The sequence below is a fragment of the Achromobacter veterisilvae genome, assembly GCF_037619525.1.
GTDB classification, from domain to species: Bacteria; Pseudomonadota; Gammaproteobacteria; order Burkholderiales; family Burkholderiaceae_B; genus Achromobacter; species Achromobacter veterisilvae.
In genome coordinates, this window is sequence record NZ_CP148753.1 from 3,041,628 (window position 1) to 3,060,838 (window position 19,211).

Genomic DNA, 19,211 nt, shown 5'->3' on the forward strand with positions numbered 1-19,211 from the left:
CGATGGCTTGCAATAAGACCAAGTACGTCGGCCGCGACGTCGTTCTCGAGTATGTCATCGGCTGCGGCGACACGCTGCCGCTGCCGGCCGAATGGAAGCGCCTGGGTTCCATGCGCACCAAGGAATTCTCCCTGGAATGGGAAACCACGGACGCCACGGCGGACGATTCGGTCGGCTCCCTGCGCGAGAACCTGGCGACGTTCCAGACGCTGAGCATTTCGGGGGATGGCACGCTCAAGCATGCCGGCGCGGGCGGCGCGAACCTGACGGAGATGACCAAGCACGTCGCGAACCCGGTTGCGACCGGCGGTCAGCCGACCGCCTGGTTCCGCATGACCTTCCCGGACCTGACCTTCATCGCCTTCATGCTGGTGTCGAACATGAGCCGTTCGGCCCCGCACGACAATGTCTCCACGTACAGCTTCGAATCCAGCGCGACGGCCAGCGACTTTGGCTTGCTGGTCGAAGACACGCCGGACCCGGACGCACCGGACGTCACGTCGGTGACCGTGACGCCGGACACCGCGTCGATCGAGGAAGGCGCCACCCAGCAACTGGCCGTCACGGTGGCGCCGGCCGGCGCGCCGCAGGGCGTCGTGTGGCAGTCGTCCGACACGGGCGTCGCGACCGTCAGCCAGAATGGCCTGGTGACCGGCGTGGCGGCCGGCACCGCGGACATCACCGTCACCAGCACGGTGGACGGCACGAAGAGCGACGTCGCGGCCATCACCGTCACGGCGCCCTGATGATCCTTACCGAAGTCGGCGAGATCGGCGTGCATGTCGACGGGCGCGATTACGTCTTGCGCCCGTCGCTGTACGCCATGTCCCGCCTGGGGGATCCGCGCGAGATCGTGGGCATCTACGGCGACGTGATGGGAGAGGCGGTCAACGATGTCGGGCGCCGCCAACAATTCAGCGGGGCGCTTTCGGTCATCTTCTGCTGCACCGACGACGACGTTTGCGACGTCTTCGGGTACTGGACGGACGAAGGATATGTGCCCGGCCGCGTTCCGCCCGGCCACCTCCTGCCCCTGGCCCGGTGCCTCCTGAAACACGGCGTGGTCGGTGCGCTCCCGGATCCGCCGCGGCGGGCCGACGACGAGCCGACCTACACGCACGAATTCGACGCCCGCGGCTATGTCTCCCTGGCCATGGCGCATCTGAGCCTGACCGAGCGCGAGGCGTGGAATCTGACCATGACCGGCCTGATGGGGGCCCTGCGCGCCAAGTTCCCGCCGCAGGAAAGCGACGCGCCTGGAGCCAAGGCGCCGACGAAGGAACAGCACGAAGCCACGATGGAATGGTTCGAGCGAATTGAGGCGAAGCGCCGGAAATCGCAGGGGGGGCACTGATGGCCGGGGAAAACGTCGGTTCGATCTATTACACGGTCGAGGCAGACACCGCAAAGCTGGTCGACAGCACCACGTCTGTCGATTCGGCCCTGGATGGCATGAACCGGCAGTTCGGCAAGACCGACAAGGCCGCGAAGTCGGCCGAGTTCCAGATGACGAAGACGGCCACGGCCGTGCGCAGCCTGGGCCGGGATTCGGCGGCGGCGACATCCTCCATGGGCGGCCTGGCCAAGGTGATTGGCGGCATCATGACGCTGCAGGGCGCCCGCTCCCTCATCGACATGGCCGAAGCCTACGGCGAGATGAGCGAGCGGGTCCGGATGGCGTCCGCCAGCCAGGAAGAATACGAGATGGTCCAGCAGCGGCTGCTGGCCAGCGCCAACAGCACCTATCGGTCCCTCTCGGAGGCGTCGGAAACCTATATTCTCACTGCGGATTCCGTGCGCGCGCTCGGCTACACGACCAGCGGCACGCTGGATGTGGTCGATTCGTTGAGCTACCTGTTCGTCACGAACGCGACCAGCGCGGACCGCGCGAACAACGCCATCAGCGCGTTCACCAAGGCCCTGAACAAGGGGAAGGTGGAGGCCGACGGCTGGGAATCGCTGCTGGCCGCCGTGCCGAGCGTGATCCAGGACATCGCGGCGGCGAGCGGCAAGACGACGGACGAAATCCGGCAGATGGGCGTGTCTGGCGAAATCACGGCCCGCATGTTGACCGAAGGCCTGGCCCAGGCGCTGGAGAAGAACCGCGAGGCTTCCGCCAACATGGCCACCAACCTGAAGGACGCGGCCCGGTCATTCAGCAATAGCCTGTCGGTCTATCTGGGCGAGGCAAACAGCGCCAGCGGCGCTACGAGCCTCCTGTCAGGCGCCATCATCGCGCTCGGCAACAACATCGAGACCATCGTCACGCTGATGACGGCCGCCGGCGCGTATGCGCTGGCCCGATATATCAGCCAGATGGGCGCCGCCGCGATGGCGAGCGCAAAGGCTACCTTCGGTGCGCAGTTGCACGCGGCGGCGCAGCTTAAGCTCGCAGAGGCCGAAGAGCGCGCAGCCAGAATTGCCCTGGCGCAGATCAACACGAACTCGAAGCTCGCCTCCGTGCAAACGGCGGCGGCTGCGGCGACGGCGCGTCTCACCGCTGCACAGACCGCATTGACCGCCGCGCAGCGCGCTACGACCTCGACCGGCGCTACCCTCCTGTCTCTGGTGGGCGGTCCGATTGGCGCAATCAGCCTAGCGCTGTCCGCTGGCGTGGGCGCCTGGATGGCCTTCGGCGGAGCGTCCAAGACGGCCGCCGACGACACGTCGCGCAGCGTCGCTTCCATGAAGGGCGACCTGGACGGGCTGATCGAGAAGTTCGGCGCCCTGAACAAAGCCCAGCGCGAGCAGGTCATCAACCTGCGCACCGACGAGCTGCAGCAGCAGGTCCGCGCGGCGGAGGCGGCTGTCGCCAGCCTCGTTGCCGCGTTGCCGGCGGTGATGAGCAAGGGCACGCGAGCGGCGGCGCAGTTCCGCGCCCAGTTCTCATCGGAGATTCGCGGCATCGTCGCGGATTCCACCCTCAGCCAGCAGGAACTGGCGGAGCAGTTGGTCGGCATCGTCGATCGCTCTGTCGAAGCGGCCGGCGCGTCGGAGGATCACCGCCGCAAGCTGATCGACCTGGTGGTGGAGGTGGCGCGCACCGCGGGCGGTGTCCGGGACCTGAGCACGGCGCTGGCCGAGCTGCAGAGCCGACAGGGCGCCGCCGCGGCGGGTGCTGCCGGGACGGTCAACCAGTTGGTGCAGCAGCAAGCCGCGCTCGCCCGTTTCATGAAGGAATACGCCACCGATCAGGAAAAGTTCAACGACGCAGTCAAGCAGGCCAAGGAGGAGTTGGGGCCGCTGTACGGCCCGGACGTCGAAAAGCGCCTGCGTGATCGTTTTATCAAGAAGTCGGGCGCCAGCGGCGCGAAGGACGACGCGGGCGTCCGTCAACTGGCGCAGTTGCGCGAACAGGAGGCGGTCCTACGCGCCCAGTTGGACACGACCGAGGGGATGGGCGAGGCGGAGAAGGCCCGCGTCAAGTTCGTCCAGCAGATTGCGGACTTTCAGGAAAAGAAGGTGCTCACCGCCGAGCAGAAGTCCCTGGTCGCCAAGAAGGACGAGATCCTCCGGCAGTTGGACATCAACATCGGGCTCGAACGTCAGAACAAGCTCGAAAAGGAGCGCGTCGACCTGCTGGGTATCCAGCGTGCGGCCCAGCTCCAACTGGAGGCCGACCGCCAGAAATACGGGAACTCACTTGCCGGCTACGGCATGGGCGACAAAGACCTGCAGCGCCTGCAAGAGGCGCAAGCCTTGTTCCAAGACTATCAGCGGGACTACAAGAAGGCGGCGGACGACCTGGCCAAGGGCGATCTCACGCAGGACGGATTTACCGCCCAGGTGGACGAGTATCGCCAGCTTTACGCAGCGCGCCTGAACCTGCTGCAAAACTTCCACGCCGAGGCCGACGCTGCCGAGTCCAACTGGCTGAATGGCATGACGAAGGCGATCGCCAACTACGGCGACGAAGCCGCGAACATGGCCAGGCAGTCGCAGGAGGCCTTCAGCAGCGCCTTCGGAAAGATGGAAGACGCGCTGACCACCTTCGTCACGACCGGGAAGCTGAGCTTTGCCGACCTGGCACAGAGCATCATTGCCGACCTCGTCCGAATCCAGGTGCGCGCCGCTGCATCGGGGATCTTTCAGTACCTGGGCACAGCGATTATTGGCGGCATGTTCGCGGCAGGCGGCGGGGCCACGGCCGGCCAGGTCGCGGGCGCCACGCAGGGCGTCAATGCGGGCCTCCCGCTGTCGCTGTCCGGTGGCGGCTACACCGGCGACGGCGGGAAGAACGAGCCCGCCGGCATCGTGCACAAGGGCGAGTACGTGCTCAACCAGCAGGCGACCCGCCGCCTGGGAATCCCGCAGTTGAACCGCTGGAACAAGGGCTACGCCAGCGGCGGCCCGGTCGGCGTGTCGTCTCCGATGGCCGGCGTCAGCCAGGGCGATGGGCTCCGGATCGAACTCATCAACAAAGGTACGCCCCAGCAGGTTACCGGCGCTTCGTCGACCTTCGACGCCAAGGGCATGGTGATATCCATCGTCGTCGATGACATCAGGCGAAACGGCCAGTCGGCACGTGCGATTCAAAGTTTGGTCAGGGGGTGAAATGGCAGTTTTTCCAAGCTATGCAGCCATCCTGAAAGGCGGCAGGACACAGAAATCGGACTTCGGCGTCTTGCGGACGGAAATGGACGGAGGCATTGCGAAGCAGCGGTCGAGGTGGACTACGCCTATCGTCACGCGGCAGGTGACGATCCAAGTCCGATCCACGACGGATCGGGAACGCTTCGATTCATGGATGGCCGTCGATCTGAACGGCGGAGCGGGCTGGTTCGACTGGTGGGACCTGGACGGCCAGATCAAGCAGGGACGCTTTGTGGGCGGGAACCTGGAATGGGAGCGCGCCGGCGCCTCGCTCTGGAACGGGCAGGCGCAGTTGGAGACGGTGGGCTGACATGGCGCGCAATTTCTCCCTCCAAGCCAAGCGCAACATCAACGCGACCAGCGCCGATGAACCGCTCCTGGTGCTGGTTGAGATCACGCATGCGGACCTGGCGGTTCCTGCGCGCTTCGTCAACGACACGGCGGACATCGACGTAGAAGGCCATGCCTTCCTGGCGTGTCGTTTCGACCTTACGCTGCCCGACGACCAGGATGAGCAAGTTCCTGGCGCCAAGCTGGAAGTGGACAACATCGGCCGCGACCTCACGCAGTGGTTGGAGTACAGCGGCGGCGGCAAGGGCGCCAGATGCCGGCTGATCATGGTCCTCCGTTCGAACCCGTCGAATCTGGAGTTCGATATGACGATGGATTTGTCTGGCCTTGTCGTGACGAACTTCCGGATCGGAGGAGATCTGGGCTTTAAGAACACGCTCATGCAGTCAGCCTGCACCATGCGGTTCGATCCTACGACATCACCTGGGATTTTCTAAATGCACTGGACGGACAAGTATATCGGGCAGCCCTATGTTCCCGAGAGCGGAGACTGCGCGGCGTTTGCCGAACGGGTCGCGCGCGAGTACCTGGGCATCACGCCCGGTTTGCCGGACGCGCACGAGGTGAAGCTGCGCGCTCAGGCGGCACAGATCCGAGCACATCAGGCTGAGTTCGTTGAGCAGATGCCTGCACCGACTGAAGGGCATCCGGTGCTGCTGCGGTCGCGCGGCGATCTTTTCCACATCGGCGTCATGACCTTTCTGGCCAATGAATGGTGGGTGGTGCATGCCGACCAGAGCTTCGGTGCGGTCGTGCGGCAGCGCCTGCGCGACATGCTGCGTGTCGATTACAAGCTTGAGGGGTACTTCCGGTGGAAGACGTGAAAAAGATCGAATCGGTGGGACCGATTCGCTCGCCCTCGGTGGTCGTCTATCCGCGCCCATTCGCGCAGGGTGATCGCGTTGATTGCTACGCGGAGTTCATGCCCGGGGAGACGCTGGGAGCGTTCATGAAGCGCACGGGCCTTGCAGTTCCGTCGCGCGTCGTTTCCGTATCCCACAACGGACGTACCGTGCCTCTGGCCCTGTGGGATCGCTTGATCCCGCGCCAAGGTGACTTGGTCGTCATCAGCGCACGCGCGCTGGGCGGAGGCGGCGGGAACAAGGTGCTGCGCACGGTGGCGATGATCGCGGTGGTTATCGCTTCCGTATACACGGGCGGAGCAGTAGGCGCGGCCTATGGGGCGGCTTGGGGGGCGGTGGCCCAAGGTGCGGTCATGCTCGGTGGGTCCCTGCTGGTGAACGCACTGTTGCCGCCCCTCACGCCCACCGCGGCGAAGCTTGGCATAGGGCAGAAGTACGAAAGCAGCCCCACCTATTCGATCCAGGGCGGGCGCAACCGGCCCCGGCCGTGGGAGCCGATGATTCTGGTATTCGGGCGCCACAAGGTCGTGCCCGATCAGGGGGCAAAGCCCTTTACGCGGCAGTTGAACAACGATCAATATCTCAACCAGCTATTCCATTTTGGCCTCCAAGGTTCCGCGCTGTCGATCACGGATATACGGATCGGAGACACGCCGATCGCGAACTTCCAGGGGGTGCAGACCCAGATCTCGGGCCCGGACGGCCGGATCGGGATGTTCCCCGGCAACGTCGACACGCTGCAAGGTTTCTCTCTCAACCAGTCCAACGGCTGGATCATGCGTACGACGCCAGCCGACACGATCCAGATTTCGGTCGAGCTGGCCGCCAGGCTTTTCCGGATTGCGGATTCTGGCGCCATCGAGGGGCGCTCGGTGGACGTTCGTATCCAATATCGGCGTGTCGGCGACACCGCATGGATCGAGCATGGGACGATCGGCGCAGTCTTCGCCACGCACTACTGGGCCGGCATCATCTATCCGGACCAGGTACAGGTCGAATACGGGTCAACGAATCCGGCTGATCATGTGGACGGGAGTACGTATTTCTATACCGATCCGAACACCGGAATCGTGCGCAGCGGGCAATGGCGATGGCGTCCCCACCCCTATCAGCTTGGGCAGCCGTGGCAGGGCATTGCACCGAATCCGGTGATCTCGGCGGCGGCGCCAGGGGTCAGGATCTCGGGCCAGCAACAGGAGCCGGTACGCTGGCCGGTGTCGTGGAGCGTGCCGCAAGGGCAGTACGAGGTTCGCGTCATGAAGGTGACGGCAGACATCAGCAGTTCGCGCGAGTCTAACGAAACGGCGGTGAGCCAGATCCTGGTTTATCAGTACGACTCCGCCGACTATACCGGCCAGTCCCGCCTGGCGGTGCAGATCAAGGCCTCGGGCCAGCTCAACGGCGCGATCGACGAACTGAATGCAATCGGATCTGCATCATGCCCCGTGTGGGATGGCACGGCATGGGTGACGAAGGAAACGAGCAATCCGGCCTGGTGGTACTTGTGGTTCGCGCGCGGCATGCGGGACGAAAAGGGACGCCGATTATTCGGGGGAGGATATGCGGACGCTCAGATTGACATCGAAGGGCTAAAGGCCTGGGCGGTCTGGTGCGACAAGAAGAAACTCACCTTCGATTTCGTGCTGGATCAGAAGATGAGCGCCGCCGCGGTGCTTCAGATGATCGCGCGGGCAGGGCGAGCATCGTTGACGCATCAGACAGGGAAACTTGGCGTGGTGTGGGACGCCGAGGACTTGCCGGTCACCGCCATGTTCGGCCCGTTCAATGTCAAGGCCGGCTCCTTCAAGATCGAGTATGTGAATGAAGGAACGGTCGATGAAGTGGTTTTGAACTTCATCAATTCGGAGGCCGGCTGGGTCATGGACGAAGTCCGTGCGAAGGTCCCCGGCGCAACCGCGACGAACAACCCACTGCAATTGGATCTTGACGGCTGCGTGCATAAGGACACGGCCGGGCGCGAGGCGAACCTGATCGCTGCCTCCCAGGTATGGAAGCGTCGAAAGATCACATGGGAAACCGATATCGAGGGCCTGGTGTGCACGCGTGGAGATGTGGCCTCCTTCTCGCACGACCTGACGGTATGGGGCTACTCCGGTCGGATGATGCCCGGCAGCGGCGGTGTCACGATCAAGCTGCAGAACAAGGTGCCGAGCGCCGGCAGCGGGATTGCACTGCTGCGTGATCCCGACGGCAACATGGAGACGGTCTCGGTCATTTCGGCGGTGGGCGACGTTGACGAGTTCACGATTACGACGGACCTGGAAGGCTTCCCGATGCCCGGTGATCCGGGCTATGAGGAGTGCGCCCCGTTTGATTGGGCATGGCAATTCGATCCGCTTGCGACGCCGGGGCGCCGCTTCAAGGTGACGGGGGTTGTGGCGGCCGGCGATGGTCTTCGCTTCGAAGCCGCGGACGATGACCTGGAGTATTACCAGTGCGAGTCTAACCCTTATCAATACACGCCGCCGCGTGACGGCGCGCTACTGTCCGGCGTAGTACTTGCGATCACCGGGACGGAGCAAATTGTCAGCGTCACCGGCGATCAGATCCTGGTTTCGTTCAGTTGGGTGATTTCCCGAGAGATGCCCGCGCTGGTGTCCGTGCTGGTCAACGGCGTGGAGCGCCTGTCGCAGGTGGTCTCCGGTCGCCGCGCGGAGCTGACGGTCGCCACGGGCGACGAGGTCCAGATCACGGTCACGCCCAAGGGGCCGATCAATTCAGGCATGCCCAAGACGATCAATTTCGTGGTCGAGGGCCTCTTTGCTGCGCTGCCGCCCGTCCAGGGCCTGACGAGCGTGTTCCGCGATGGCCTGACCGCGCTGGTGTGGGATCGAGTGGTGGACATTCGCCAGCCGGCCTACGAGGTCCGGATCGGGCCCGACTTCGCCAATGCTCGGACGGTCGTGATCACCTCGGCGCTCGAAACCCTGGCTGTTGGCAACGGTTTGTACTGGGTGGCGGCTCGCTTTCAGTCTGGCGCGCGTGTCATTTACGGGCCGCCCGACAGCCTGCTAGTGGCCGGCGCCGTGCTGGTGCGCAACGTTCTGATTGAGGTCCACGAACACCCTGACTGGACCGGCAACCTGTCGGGCGGCGCCATCGTTCATAACGACGAACTGACCCTGGTGGGCAGCGGCGACATTCTGGCCGCTTCGAATGTGCTAGGGCTTGACGACACTCTGTTCTACGGCGGCGCGGTCAGCAGCGGCGCGTACGAGACCAATGAAGCCAACGTCGTCGATATTGGCTACGCCGCGCCGGTGCGCATCGACTTCATCATCGACGAGTATGCCTTCAATTTTGGGGAAAACGTCCTGGCCATGGAGGATGTCTTTGCGGTGGGCGACATCCTGAATGGGGCCAACCGGCAGTTCTACCAGGTCGTTCCGCAGATCCGGCACGCGCAGCTCGAGGGCGACTGGACCGAGTGGCGCGACTACGTGCCGGGCTCGATCAACGCCCGGTACTTCGACGTGCGCCTGGTGCTGCGCACTGAGGATCCGCTCATCGTCCCCTTCGTCAGGGCCTTCACCTGGACGATCGACGTGCCCGATTTGGTGCAGCAGGGCACCGAAATCACGGTGCCCGCCGATGGCATGCGCATCACGTTCCCCAAGCAGTTCCATGCCAAACCAAATATCCAGGTGACCGCTTTGGACGCGCTGGACGGTGACCGCGCGGTCATCACCAACACCAACTTGGAAGGATTCGACATACAGATGTTCAACGTAGCTTCGCCCGTGGATCGGGTAATCAACTGGATCGCTCAAAGGTACTGACATGACGCAAGAAAGAACTTCCGTCTCCACGACGCCGCCACTTCCCGGCCTCGAGTTGGTGCAGCAGATCAACGAGGCGCTGGCGACCGTGGCGAGCGACTTTGCGGGAGATGATGACCCTGCCGCACTGGCGATGCCCTATGCGCGGTGGGCAGACACCGGGACAGGGCGGTGGCGCATGCGGAACGCCGCAGGCACCGCGTGGATCGACCTGGGGCCGCTGGCGGCCGAAGATGCCGTGCCCGTGGATGGCGCGGTGCTGGCATCTCAAGCTTGGGTTCTGGCGCGCACGATGCCGACTTTTTTGGCGGGGACTGAGCCCACGACGAACGCGGGTGACATCTGGATCAACGGCGTTGGCGCCTGCCGCTGGGATGCGGGTGACGCGCGCTACTGGCTGATCCCGACCTACACGAATTCAATCCTGGTTACGGCGTCCGGTACCGTGGCTCGGCCCGGCGCCTATGTGAAATACGGCCAGTGGGATGGGTGCGGCGGCGGAGGGTCGGGTGGACGTGGTTCGACGGTCGGCAGCGGCCGATCTTCCGGCGGTGGCGGTGGTGCAGCGATCTTTCGCGAGGCCTTCACCTTCTCCGATACTCCGATGTCGATCACGATCGGGGCCGGTGGAGCTGGCCCGGGCGGAGCATCATCGCCGACGGCCGGAAATGATGGTGGAGCCACCGTCTTCAACGGCGTGACGCTCGGCGGGGGCAAGGCTGGCGCTTCCAGCAACACCCTGAACGTGGAGGGTGGCGAGGGCGGTACATCCGCATCGCCACGAACTGTTCCCGGCCAATTCGGCGATTACGCGAGCACCAGCAATCTTCTCAGCTCGGGCGGATCATCAGGGTTTGGCTTCGGCTTGGGCGGTCGCAATGGCCGACCGAACACTACTGGCACCGCATGGCCGGAGGGCTATGGTGCTGGCTCGGGTGGTGTTGGTGGCTCGAACACCAACGCGGCGGCGTCGGGTTTCATTCGCATCTGGTACTGAGGCAACTATGCGCGCGCACATCATTGAAGGCGGGAAGGTCATCAATTCCATCGAGGTCGAAGAGCTTGATTTCCCGGTCGGCCCCGGCCAGACGGTTATCGCTGGCGACGTCGGCGGCATTGGCTGGCGCTATGTGGCCGGCGAGCTGCTACCGCCCGATCCCATCGAAGAGCCCGCGGGCCCGGCGCCCAAGGTGGTTACCGCGGCGCAAGGCGGCATCGCGCTGATCCGCGCAGGCAAGATGGAGGCGGTACTGGCTGCGGCCAATGCGCCAGACACGCCGCCCGAAGTGAAATGGGCGTTCGAAAAGGCCACGGAATGGAACCGCGACAGCGCGGCGTTCAACTACCTGGCGGATAAAGCCGGCATTACAGAGGCCGAGAGGGATGAGTTCTTTGCCGAGGCTGCGGGAATTGTTGCTTGACACCGCCGAGTCGAATTACGCCCGCTTCGGCGGGCTTTTTTTTGTCTAAGGGGAAGGGACATGGCAAGAATTTCAGAGCAGGAGGCCGGCGGCCGCAACGTGGTTGCGTTCCTGGACATGCTGGGCGTGTCCGAAGGGACCAATGACGGCCGGCAGGAGACGAAGGATGACGGCTACGACGTGCTGGTGGGGGGCAAGCTGTTCACCGGCTACGCGGACCATCCTAACGTGCTGGTCAAGCTGAGCCCCTCGCTCTCGTCGACCGCGGCGGGCCGATACCAGATCCTGTACCGGTATTGGCCGCACTACCGGGCGCTGCTGAAGCTGCCCGACTTCGGGCCGCTGTCCCAAGACCGGTATGCGATTCAGCAGTTCAAGGAGCAGCGCGCCATCGCGGACATCCAGGCCGGCCGGTTCGATGAGGCCGTCGCCAAGGTTCGGAACATTTGGGCGAGCCTGCCGGGCGCCGGGTACGGCCAGCATGAGCAGAAAATCGAGCGGCTGCGCGATGCCTATTTACGCGCCGGCGGCACGCTCGTGGAGGCATGATGCAGGAGAACCTAGGATTCATGCTGTCTGTGGTCGGAGCGGATGCGATGAACGCTGCTGCCGCTGGCGAACCGCTCACCCTGTCCCAGATCATCGGCTACCTGGTCGCTGCGCTCGTCGGTGGCGGCGCGATGTGGAAGGTGCTCCCCATCCTGATGGCGCGCCTGGCGGTCTCTGCGGCGGGCGCGAAGTCGGAGAAGGACGCCATCGAACGTCTGGAGGGCCAGCTCGCCGTGGAGCGGCAGGCCGCCGCCGACGCGCGGAATGCAGCCAATGAAGCCTACAAGCAGCGCAACGACATATACCTGGACCTGGCCAAGGTCCAGGCCCAGCTTGCCGCGCTGAATGAGCGGTCTACACACCAGGCGCAGACCATCGAACGGCAGAACACGTTGATCGCCGAACTCACCGAGCAGGTGCGTGCACTACAGGGAGAGGTCCGTGGAAAAGTTGCATGAATGGTGCCTGTGCAGGCATCCGAAGTTGGCGCGTGCGCTGCGCATGGTCTACGCGGTCGTGCTGGTGGCGGCCATCTTCGGCGGGGGATACTCGCTGGGCAGCTTGCTCACCTGGAAGAGCGCGGCTGCGGCCTTGGCCGAACAGGCGGAGGTGAACCGGCAGCAGCGCGAGGACTACCGCGAGGCCCTGGCGGCGGTGTCGGCCGCGGTGGGCCGGGCCGCCGGCACGGCCGAGCAGGCGGCGGACCGTGTTGGCCAGGCCGCCGAGGCGGCCGAAGGCGCGATAAAAGCGGCGAAGGGGGCGGCCACCAGGGCGGGCACGGCCGCAACGAAGGCCAGCGCGGCGGCGAAGTCGGCCAGCACGGCGGCCCAGAAGGTGGAAGAAGTACTGGCCCCGCCAGCGCCGCCAGCACCCCGGCGCGTCCCTGACTGGTTGAACACGCCATGATCGCCGCCGCTATCAAGTCGCTGACGGGCTGGCGCGGCTACGCGGCGGCGGCGCTGGCCGGCGGTCTGTTCCTGGGCGCCGCGGCCTGGACCGCGCAAGGGTGGCGCTGGGACGCGAAGCTGGCCAGGGCCGAGACCGCACGCGCGCAGGAACGTGACGCCCAGGCCCAGGCCACGATGACCGCCATCGAGGCGGCCCGAGATGAAGGAAGGCGGCGAACGGCCGCAGTGGGGAAAGCCCGTGATGATGCCCAGAACCAAGCCGCTGCCGCGGCTGCTGATGCTGCTGGCCTGCGTGCTGAGCATGACGGGCTGCGCGCCCGCGTCAACGCGCTGGCTCACGCCGCAGCCGCCCGAGATCCCGGCGCTGCCGAAGGAAGCCCAGCAGGGACCGACGCCGTCGATCTGCTTGCCTACATGCTCGGCAGGGTTAGCCGTCGAGCTGAAGAGCTTGCGGGAATTGCAGACCGCGCCCGCATCGCGGGACTGACGTGCGAGCGTATCCATAATTCGCTCCGCTCGAAATGAAGGGCCGGCCAACGAAAAGCGCCCCAACTTGGGGGCGCCTTCTCGGGACTGTCTTACGCCCTGCGTTCGTAGACGGCCTTGGCTGCCTTTTCTGGCGGCCTTCGAACCTTCATCTCGCCGGCCCAGCCGGCTTCCCATGCTTCAATCCTGGCGCGCCACTCTGCCCTCGACTCGCCCGTGTGTCCCGGCATGGTGTTCGCCTTGAGGTAAGGGCAGTCCAATAAAGTCAATCCTTGGCGGGCGGCCAGCGCTCCCTGCTTTCGGATGTCATCATGCATTTCAGCACCCTCCAAAAGTAGACGGTCGGATGGGCAGTATGAAATAGACGGAATGGGGACGCAATAGTATTGCAGCACCAGTCGAGAGGGGGAACTTCAACTTTTCCCGTGGGCACAAAAACGCCCCAACCCTTGATGGGCCGGGGCGAGTCCCCTACAGCGGCCGGCTGGGACGCTGTAGGGCGGCGGAAATCTAGCATAGATTGTGGCTACCGTGGAGCCATCCCCTTGCGGGGCTTGCCCGGCATGTCCAGCAGTTCGCGGGTTACTTGATCCCGCTCCAGCACACAGGGCTCGGCGTGGATCTGCTGAATCCAGTCATCGAAGACTGTTCCTAGGATCCCATGTGGGCGCTGCAAGTCGCCGGAAAGCTGGTTTGCACGTAGGATGAACGAGCGCAGGCGGCTGATCTCCCACAGCAGGGCGACGATGTCGGAGTTCCAAGGCTGGCGCGCTTTGATGGCGCTCAACTGTTCGGCGGTAAGGGGATCTTTGAACGGCATGGTGGAAAACACTGGTTGAATATCCAGTATATTCGAGTAGAAATCGGGGTCAGTTTTCAGGCTTTCCCGCGGGCGCCGTTCGTATGCCATTGTGGCGTTGCAGTCGAATCTCGGCGACGTAAGCCAGAACGATCGCTTCCAGCAATTCCCGATCGGCCTTGGCCAGTTGGTCGATCTGCTTGAGGATGATAGGGTCGAAGGGCTTGAGGTCCATGTCAGCTCTCCCTCCTACCTGACCACAGGCGCCGTGTCCGTCAGTAGCCAATTTCCGGCCGATTGGCCTCTTGTTGGAGAACGCAGCGTCTGGCACATGGAACCCCCGAAGGATGATAGCGACGCCCACTATCAGCACATACCATGCCTGGAAGGATGGTGGATACCGCGATGTGCCCTGCCAAGGCTTAAACGCTTACCTTGCGCTCGGAGGGGCCGGGCACGGCTTCCGGCCCATGCTCGAGGTAGTAGACCAGCGCGCGGACGATCAGCGCGATCTGCCGCTGCTGGGCAATCGGCAGGGCGGCGAATTCCGCGACTGTGAAGTATTGATCGTAGGGCCAGGGTTTCATGCAGGCACTTTACCGTGGCATCTCTGCCGCGCGCGAAAGGCCGAGGACATATCGGACCTGTTCCAAGCCGAAACGCAGAATTGCGGAGCGGTTGCCAGATTGCGGAGCAAAACAAAAGGCCCGCAATTGCTTGCGGGCCTTGAAATTCCTGGTGGCGCATCCCTGATTCGAACAGGGGACCTGCGGATTATGATTCCGTCGCTCTAACCGGCTGAGCTAATGCGCCACGTTTTCGTCTTGTTCACCAGCAAGTGGTGATTAACGAAGAACAAAATTCTAGCATGAAAATTTTCCGGCGTGCAAGCGGCCGGCAATCGAAATTTTCGGGAACGCGCCTTACGCGTCCCGCGCCAGGCGGATGCCGGAGAACTGCCAACGGGCTTCGGGCGGGAAAAAGTTGCGGTAGCTCGGCCGGATGTGGTCCCTGGGCGTGGCACAGGAGCCGCCTCGCAGCACGTACTGGTTGCACATGAACTTGCCGTTGTATTCGCCGACGGCGCCGGCGTCGGGCTTGAAGCCGGGATAGGCATCGTAGGCGCTGCACGTCCATTCCCAGGCGTCGCCCAGGAGCTGCACCGGGCCGCCCGAACCATTGCGCATCGGGGCGGGGCGGGGATCCAGGTGGCCGTTTTCGAGCATGTTGGCGCGGCCGGCCAGGACGCCCTCGGGCAACTGGCGGGCGGCATGTTCCCATTCCGCTTCGCGCGGCAGGCGCACGCGCGCCCAGCGGGCATAGGCGTCGGCCTCGAAGTAGCTGACGTGGGTCACCGGCGCCTGCAGTTCCAGGTCCTGCATGCCGCGCAGCGTGAACACGCGCCAGTCATCGCGTTGGCCTTCCCAGTAGAGCGGCGCCCGCCAGCCTTCGGCGCAGACGATATCCCAGCCCAGCGACAGCCACAGTTCCGGCCGCCGGTAGCCGCCGTCGAGGATGAACGCCAGGTATTCGTGCTGCGTCACCAGGCGGTCGGCCAGGTGGAACGGGGCCAGCAGCACGTCGTGCGCGGGGCCCTCGTTGTCGAAGCCGAAGCCGCGCCCGTCGTGGCCGATGCGGGCGATGCCGCCGGCGTAGCGGGTCCAGCCGGCGGGCGTGGCCGGGGGCAGCGCGGGCTGGCCCGGCGCCACGTAGGCGGGCCGCAGCGGATTGGCCGACAGCATGTGCTTCACGTCGGTCAAGATCAGTTCCTGGTGCTGCTGCTCGTGGTTCAGGCCGAGTTCCAGCAAGGCGTCGAAGTCCGGATCGTTGCCGCCCAGCCGCGAGATCAGTTCGTGCATGGCGCCGTCCACGTGCTGGCGGTATTGCCGTACCTCGCTCAAGGCGGGGCGCGACAGCAGGCCGCGCCGCGGGCGCGGGTGCTTGGCCCCGATGGCGTTGTAGTAGGAATTGAACAGCATGCGGTACTGCGGATGGAACACCCCGTGGGACGGATGAAAGCGCGTCAGCAGGAAAGTCTCGAAGAACCAGGTGGTGTGCGCCAGATGCCACTTGACGGGGCTGCAGTCCGGCATGGATTGCACTTGGCAATCCTCGGGGCTGAGGGGGGCTGCGAGGGCCGCGCTGGTCGAGCGCACGGCATCGTACCGGTCGTGCTGGCCGGCCTGGCCGGCCGCGTACGGTCCGGTGGCGGGATGGGTCAGCAGGCAGGCAGGTTCCATGGCGATCCTCCAGTGGCGTCGTGGGGAAGCCCGCGTCAGGCGCGGGCGCTGAAAATAGAGAACCAGCCGCGGGAATCGGACCAGTGCGCGACGTCGCGATAGCCGGCGCTGGCGAGCAGGCCGGCAAAGGACTGGGGGGTGAACTTGTAGGAATTCTCGGTGTGGATGCGTTCGCCGGCGCTGAATTCGCGTTGGCCGCCGGGCCAGGCCACGCGGACCGCGCGCAGCGCTTCCAGGTGCATTTCGATGCGCGATCTGGTGCTGTTGAAGAGCGCCACGTGGCGCCAGTCGTCCACGTGGAAATCGGCGTCCAGCACGCTGTTCACGTGCCGCAGCAGATTCAGGTTGAACGCGGCCGTCAGGTGCAGCGCGTCGTCGTAGGCGGGTTCCAGCACCTGCCTGGGCTTGACGCGGTCCACGCCGACCAGCAGCCCGCCGCCTTCGCATTGCCCGCGGATCCGCTGCAGCATGGCATGCGCGTCCTCGGGGCTCAGGTTGCCGATGCTGGAGCCGGGATAGAAGAACAGCCGCTGCTCGGCGGGGATGCTGGCCGGCAGGGCCAGCGCATGCGAGAAGTCCTGTCCGAGGGCGGTGATGCGCAGGCCGGGATACGAGAGCCGCAGCCGGCGCACCGCGGACTGCAGGTAGTCGGCGGAGATGTCGATGGGCACGTAGTGGCGGGGGCGCAGGCTGGGGAAAAGGCGTTCGGCCTTGACGCAATCGCCCGCGCCCAGGTCGATCATCGATTGAACGGGACCGATGTGCCGGGCGATGTCGCCGCCGTGGCGCTGGAAGATCTCCGCTTCGCACCGGGTCGGGTAGTACTCCGGCAGTTGGGTGATGGCGGTGAAGAGCGCCGAACCGAGCGCGTCGTACAGGAATTTGGGATCGACGTGGGCCGGATGGTCCATCAGCCCGTCGCGCAGTTCGATCTGTTCGGGGCTGGGGTGCTGCAGGTGCTGCGCGATGAATTCCGGAGCGGCGGGAGCAAACAGGGTGGAAGGAGAAACCATGCGTTCAGTTCCTTTTTTGAGAGCTTGAAGCGCATTGCAAAAGTCTATTGTGGCGGCTAGTGGGGCCAAGGTGTCAAGCGCTAAGCCGCTGAGTGCAATGGACTTTTACGAAATCGGGCCGCAGGCGCCCGGCGCCGCGCATCTCCGGGCCCCGTGGGCGCGCGGCCGCGGGCGCGGACGCGCCAGCCCGCGGCGCTTCTCGCCTGAAATATCGGATTACCGCTGGTTGCCAAAGCTCGGGCGGCGCGCGCGGATGGCGGCCACAATGGCCATTCGGCCTGCGCGGCGCCCGCGGCCGCGGGTGGGAGCAGGCCCCCACACCCCCAATAACCAGAAGGAGCGACCATGAACCGAAAGCACCAACGCGCCGAAATGGCATTGCACCGCGAACGGGTGAGCGACAGCTTCCAGGAACTGCTGGCGGGCACGGAAGACCTGCTGCGTTCGACGGCGTCGTATACGGGCTCCGAGGTCGAGGCGGCGCGAGCGCGCCTGCGGCGCCAACTGGACGAGGCGCGCGAGTCCGCGGGCGAATGGGAGGGCGTGGCGCGGGAACGCGCGCGCCGGGCCAGTGCCTATGCCGACGAGTACGTGCATGAGCATGCCTGGAAGTCGGTAGGCGTGGCGGCCCTGGTCGGCGCGTTGCTGGGGTGCTGCCTGATGGCGGGCGGCCGGCGCTAAGCCATCGCATCATGAGGCCGCCTCCGGCCGTGCGCCGGGCCCTTTCGCGGCCGGGCGCGTTTTCGTGGCTGTCCGGCATCCGCCGGTGGACGCGGGCGCTGCCGCTGGCCTGCGCCGTCCTGCTGGCGGCCTGCGCCAGCGTTCCGGACGCGCAGGAGCGCCAGGCCCGCCAGGCGCAGGCCAGCCTGTCCGCCGATGCGGCGCTCGACAGCTACCGCCGCGGACAAGGCATCGTCTCGGATCCGCGGACCCCCAAGGACGATTTCCTGGCGCGCCATCTTGCCGTCGAACAGGCGGTCAGCGGCGCGCCCCTGGTGGCGGGCAACCGCGTCGGGCTGCTGGCGGACGGGCCCACCACCTATCGGGCCATGCTGCGCTCGATCGGGCAGGCGCGCCGCTACGTGCACATGGAAACCTATATTTTCGATGACGACGCCGAGGGCTCGCGCTTCGCCGAAGCGCTGATCTCGGCGCGCAACCGCGGGGCCGAGGTGTCCTTGATGGTCGATGCGGTCGGCACGATCAAGACGCCCGACGCCTTGTTCGCGCGCCTGCGCGACGCGGGCGTGCAGGTGGCGATCTTCAATCCGGTCAATCCGGTCCGCGCCCGCGCCGGCTGGTCGCCCAACCAGCGCAATCACCGCAAGGTGCTGGTGGTGGACGGCAAGGTGGGATACCTCGGCGGCATCAACGTCAGCAGCGTGTACGAGTCTTCGCCGGGGGCGGGATCGGGATCCGGGCCGGGATCGGGCGCCGGGAAGGCGGATGCGCCGGCGGCCGGCGATGCCCAGGCCGCGCCCTGGCGCGATACGCACCTGCGCATCGAGGGGCCCGCGGTGGCGCAACTGGAAGCGGTCATCCGGGCGGGCTGGGAGTCGCAGGCCAAGGAGCCGATCAAGGGCGGCGATTCGCACGTGGCGCCGCCTTTGGGCTCGACGAGCGTGCGGATACTGGCCAACCAGCCGGACCGCAGCGACGGCTACACCGTCTACCTGACGCTGATGTCGGCGTTCGAAAGCGCGCAGCGCTCCATCCACATCACCATGGCGTATTTCGTTCCGGACCCCGCCTTCATCGAGGTCCTGACCGCCGCCGCGCGGCGCGGGGTCGACGTGGTGCTGGTGCTGCCCGGCTTCAGCGATTCGTCATTGGTGTTCCACGCCGGGCGTTCGCACTACGCCGACCTGCTGGAAGCCGGAGTCAAGCTCTACGAGCGGCGCGACGCCCTGCTGCATGCCAAGACCGCGGTGGTGGACGGCGTGTGGTCCACCGTCGGGTCGAGCAACATGGACTGGCGCAGTTTCGCCTTGAACTACGAAATCAACGCCGTGGTGCTGGGGCCGGAATTCGCCGGTGAAATGGAGGCGCTGTTCCAGCGCGACGTCGCCGATTCGGTGCGCATCACGCCCGAGGCCTGGAAGGACCGGGGCGTGGGCGACCGCTACATGGAGTTCTTGTCGCGCATGTTCGAGCGCTGGCTGTAGCGCGGCCGGCTCAGGCGCGGGGC

Annotated in this window: 21 protein-coding genes and 1 tRNA gene; 15 read left to right on the forward strand and 7 right to left on the reverse strand. The window is 65.3% G+C overall.

The window, feature by feature from the left end:
* Positions 1–2 precede the first annotated feature (2 nt).
* From WHX56_RS14195 to WHX56_RS14255, 13 genes are all read left to right on the forward strand, one after another.
* On the forward strand, positions 3–746 hold the full coding sequence (locus WHX56_RS14195; RefSeq protein WP_338881573.1) for a phage tail protein: 744 nt from the start codon (positions 3–5) through the stop codon (positions 744–746).
* A complete protein-coding gene (locus WHX56_RS14200) occupies positions 746–1,354 on the forward strand; it encodes a DUF6246 family protein (RefSeq protein ID WP_338881574.1) in 609 nt (202 codons plus the stop codon). The genes WHX56_RS14195 and WHX56_RS14200 overlap by 1 nt, the downstream gene beginning before the upstream one ends.
* Complete coding sequence (locus tag WHX56_RS14205) at positions 1,354–4,554, forward strand: phage tail tape measure protein (RefSeq protein ID WP_338881575.1); 3,201 nt, start codon at positions 1,354–1,356, stop codon at positions 4,552–4,554. Before WHX56_RS14200 ends, WHX56_RS14205 begins: the two co-directional genes overlap by 1 nt.
* A gap of 193 nt (positions 4,555–4,747) precedes the next feature.
* Entirely contained in the window at positions 4,748–4,903 is a 156-nt protein-coding gene (locus WHX56_RS14210) for a hypothetical protein (protein ID WP_338881576.1), read from the forward strand.
* 1 nt (position 4,904) lies between these two features.
* Positions 4,905–5,381 carry a DUF1833 family protein gene (locus WHX56_RS14215; RefSeq protein ID WP_338881577.1) on the forward strand — a complete coding sequence of 159 codons (477 nt, stop codon included), beginning with the start codon at positions 4,905–4,907 and terminating at the stop codon, positions 5,379–5,381.
* Entirely contained in the window at positions 5,382–5,768 is a 387-nt protein-coding gene (locus WHX56_RS14220) for a hypothetical protein (protein ID WP_338881579.1), read from the forward strand.
* Entirely contained in the window at positions 5,765–9,607 is a 3,843-nt protein-coding gene (locus tag WHX56_RS14225) for a host specificity factor TipJ family phage tail protein (protein WP_338881581.1), read from the forward strand. Before WHX56_RS14220 ends, WHX56_RS14225 begins: the two co-directional genes overlap by 4 nt.
* 1 nt (position 9,608) lies before the next feature.
* The gene (locus WHX56_RS14230) at positions 9,609–10,604 is read left to right on the forward strand and encodes a glycine-rich domain-containing protein (RefSeq protein WP_338881582.1); all 996 of its coding nucleotides are present in this window, start codon (positions 9,609–9,611) and stop codon (positions 10,602–10,604) included.
* Between the two features lie 7 nt (positions 10,605–10,611).
* A complete protein-coding gene (locus tag WHX56_RS14235; RefSeq protein WP_338881583.1) occupies positions 10,612–11,028 on the forward strand; it encodes a hypothetical protein in 417 nt (138 codons plus the stop codon).
* A 60-nt stretch (positions 11,029–11,088) separates the two neighbouring features.
* Positions 11,089–11,577: a glycoside hydrolase family 104 protein gene (locus WHX56_RS14240; RefSeq protein ID WP_338881585.1), complete on the forward strand. Its 489-nt coding sequence runs from the start codon at positions 11,089–11,091 to the stop codon at positions 11,575–11,577.
* A 20-nt stretch (positions 11,578–11,597) separates the two neighbouring features.
* Positions 11,598–12,035, forward strand: a complete 438-nt coding sequence (locus WHX56_RS14245; RefSeq protein WP_338881587.1) for a hypothetical protein — start codon at positions 11,598–11,600, stop codon at positions 12,033–12,035.
* Positions 12,019–12,483, forward strand: a complete 465-nt coding sequence (locus tag WHX56_RS14250) for a hypothetical protein (protein WP_338881589.1) — start codon at positions 12,019–12,021, stop codon at positions 12,481–12,483. The genes WHX56_RS14245 and WHX56_RS14250 overlap by 17 nt, the downstream gene beginning before the upstream one ends.
* Complete coding sequence (locus tag WHX56_RS14255; RefSeq protein WP_338881591.1) at positions 12,480–13,010, forward strand: DUF2514 family protein; 531 nt, start codon at positions 12,480–12,482, stop codon at positions 13,008–13,010. The genes WHX56_RS14250 and WHX56_RS14255 overlap by 4 nt, the downstream gene beginning before the upstream one ends.
* Positions 13,011–13,063: 53 nt before the next feature.
* Here the strand turns inward: WHX56_RS14255 and WHX56_RS14260 are convergent, their stop codons facing one another.
* The 7 genes from WHX56_RS14260 to egtD form a co-directional block, all read right to left on the reverse strand.
* Positions 13,064–13,288, reverse strand: coding sequence for a CrpP-related protein (locus WHX56_RS14260; protein ID WP_338881592.1), 225 nt, complete (start codon positions 13,286–13,288; stop codon positions 13,064–13,066).
* Between the two features lie 209 nt (positions 13,289–13,497).
* Positions 13,498–13,881, reverse strand: coding sequence for a hypothetical protein (locus tag WHX56_RS14265; RefSeq protein WP_338881593.1), 384 nt, complete (start codon positions 13,879–13,881; stop codon positions 13,498–13,500).
* On the reverse strand, positions 13,841–14,005 hold the full coding sequence (locus tag WHX56_RS14270; RefSeq protein WP_338881594.1) for a 2'-5' RNA ligase: 165 nt from the start codon (positions 14,003–14,005) through the stop codon (positions 13,841–13,843). The genes WHX56_RS14265 and WHX56_RS14270 overlap by 41 nt, the downstream gene beginning before the upstream one ends.
* 187 nt (positions 14,006–14,192) lie before the next feature.
* Positions 14,193–14,357, reverse strand: coding sequence for a hypothetical protein (locus WHX56_RS14275; protein WP_338881595.1), 165 nt, complete (start codon positions 14,355–14,357; stop codon positions 14,193–14,195).
* Between the two features lie 149 nt (positions 14,358–14,506).
* Positions 14,507–14,583, reverse strand: a tRNA-Met gene (locus WHX56_RS14280).
* Between the two features lie 110 nt (positions 14,584–14,693).
* Positions 14,694–16,010: an ergothioneine biosynthesis protein EgtB gene (gene egtB / locus WHX56_RS14285; protein ID WP_338881596.1), complete on the reverse strand. Its 1,317-nt coding sequence runs from the start codon at positions 16,008–16,010 to the stop codon at positions 14,694–14,696.
* Between the two features lie 35 nt (positions 16,011–16,045).
* Positions 16,046–17,023, reverse strand: coding sequence for an L-histidine N(alpha)-methyltransferase (gene egtD / locus WHX56_RS14290; RefSeq protein WP_129245050.1), 978 nt, complete (start codon positions 17,021–17,023; stop codon positions 16,046–16,048).
* 345 nt (positions 17,024–17,368) lie between these two features.
* Between egtD and WHX56_RS14295 the strand changes: the two genes are divergently transcribed.
* Together WHX56_RS14295 and WHX56_RS14300 are read left to right on the forward strand one after the other, a co-directional pair.
* Positions 17,369–17,704, forward strand: a complete 336-nt coding sequence (locus WHX56_RS14295) for a DUF883 family protein (protein ID WP_287755962.1) — start codon at positions 17,369–17,371, stop codon at positions 17,702–17,704.
* An 11-nt stretch (positions 17,705–17,715) separates the two neighbouring features.
* Positions 17,716–19,188, forward strand: a complete 1,473-nt coding sequence (locus WHX56_RS14300; protein ID WP_338881599.1) for a phospholipase D-like domain-containing protein — start codon at positions 17,716–17,718, stop codon at positions 19,186–19,188.
* Positions 19,189–19,211: the final 23 nt, after the last annotated feature.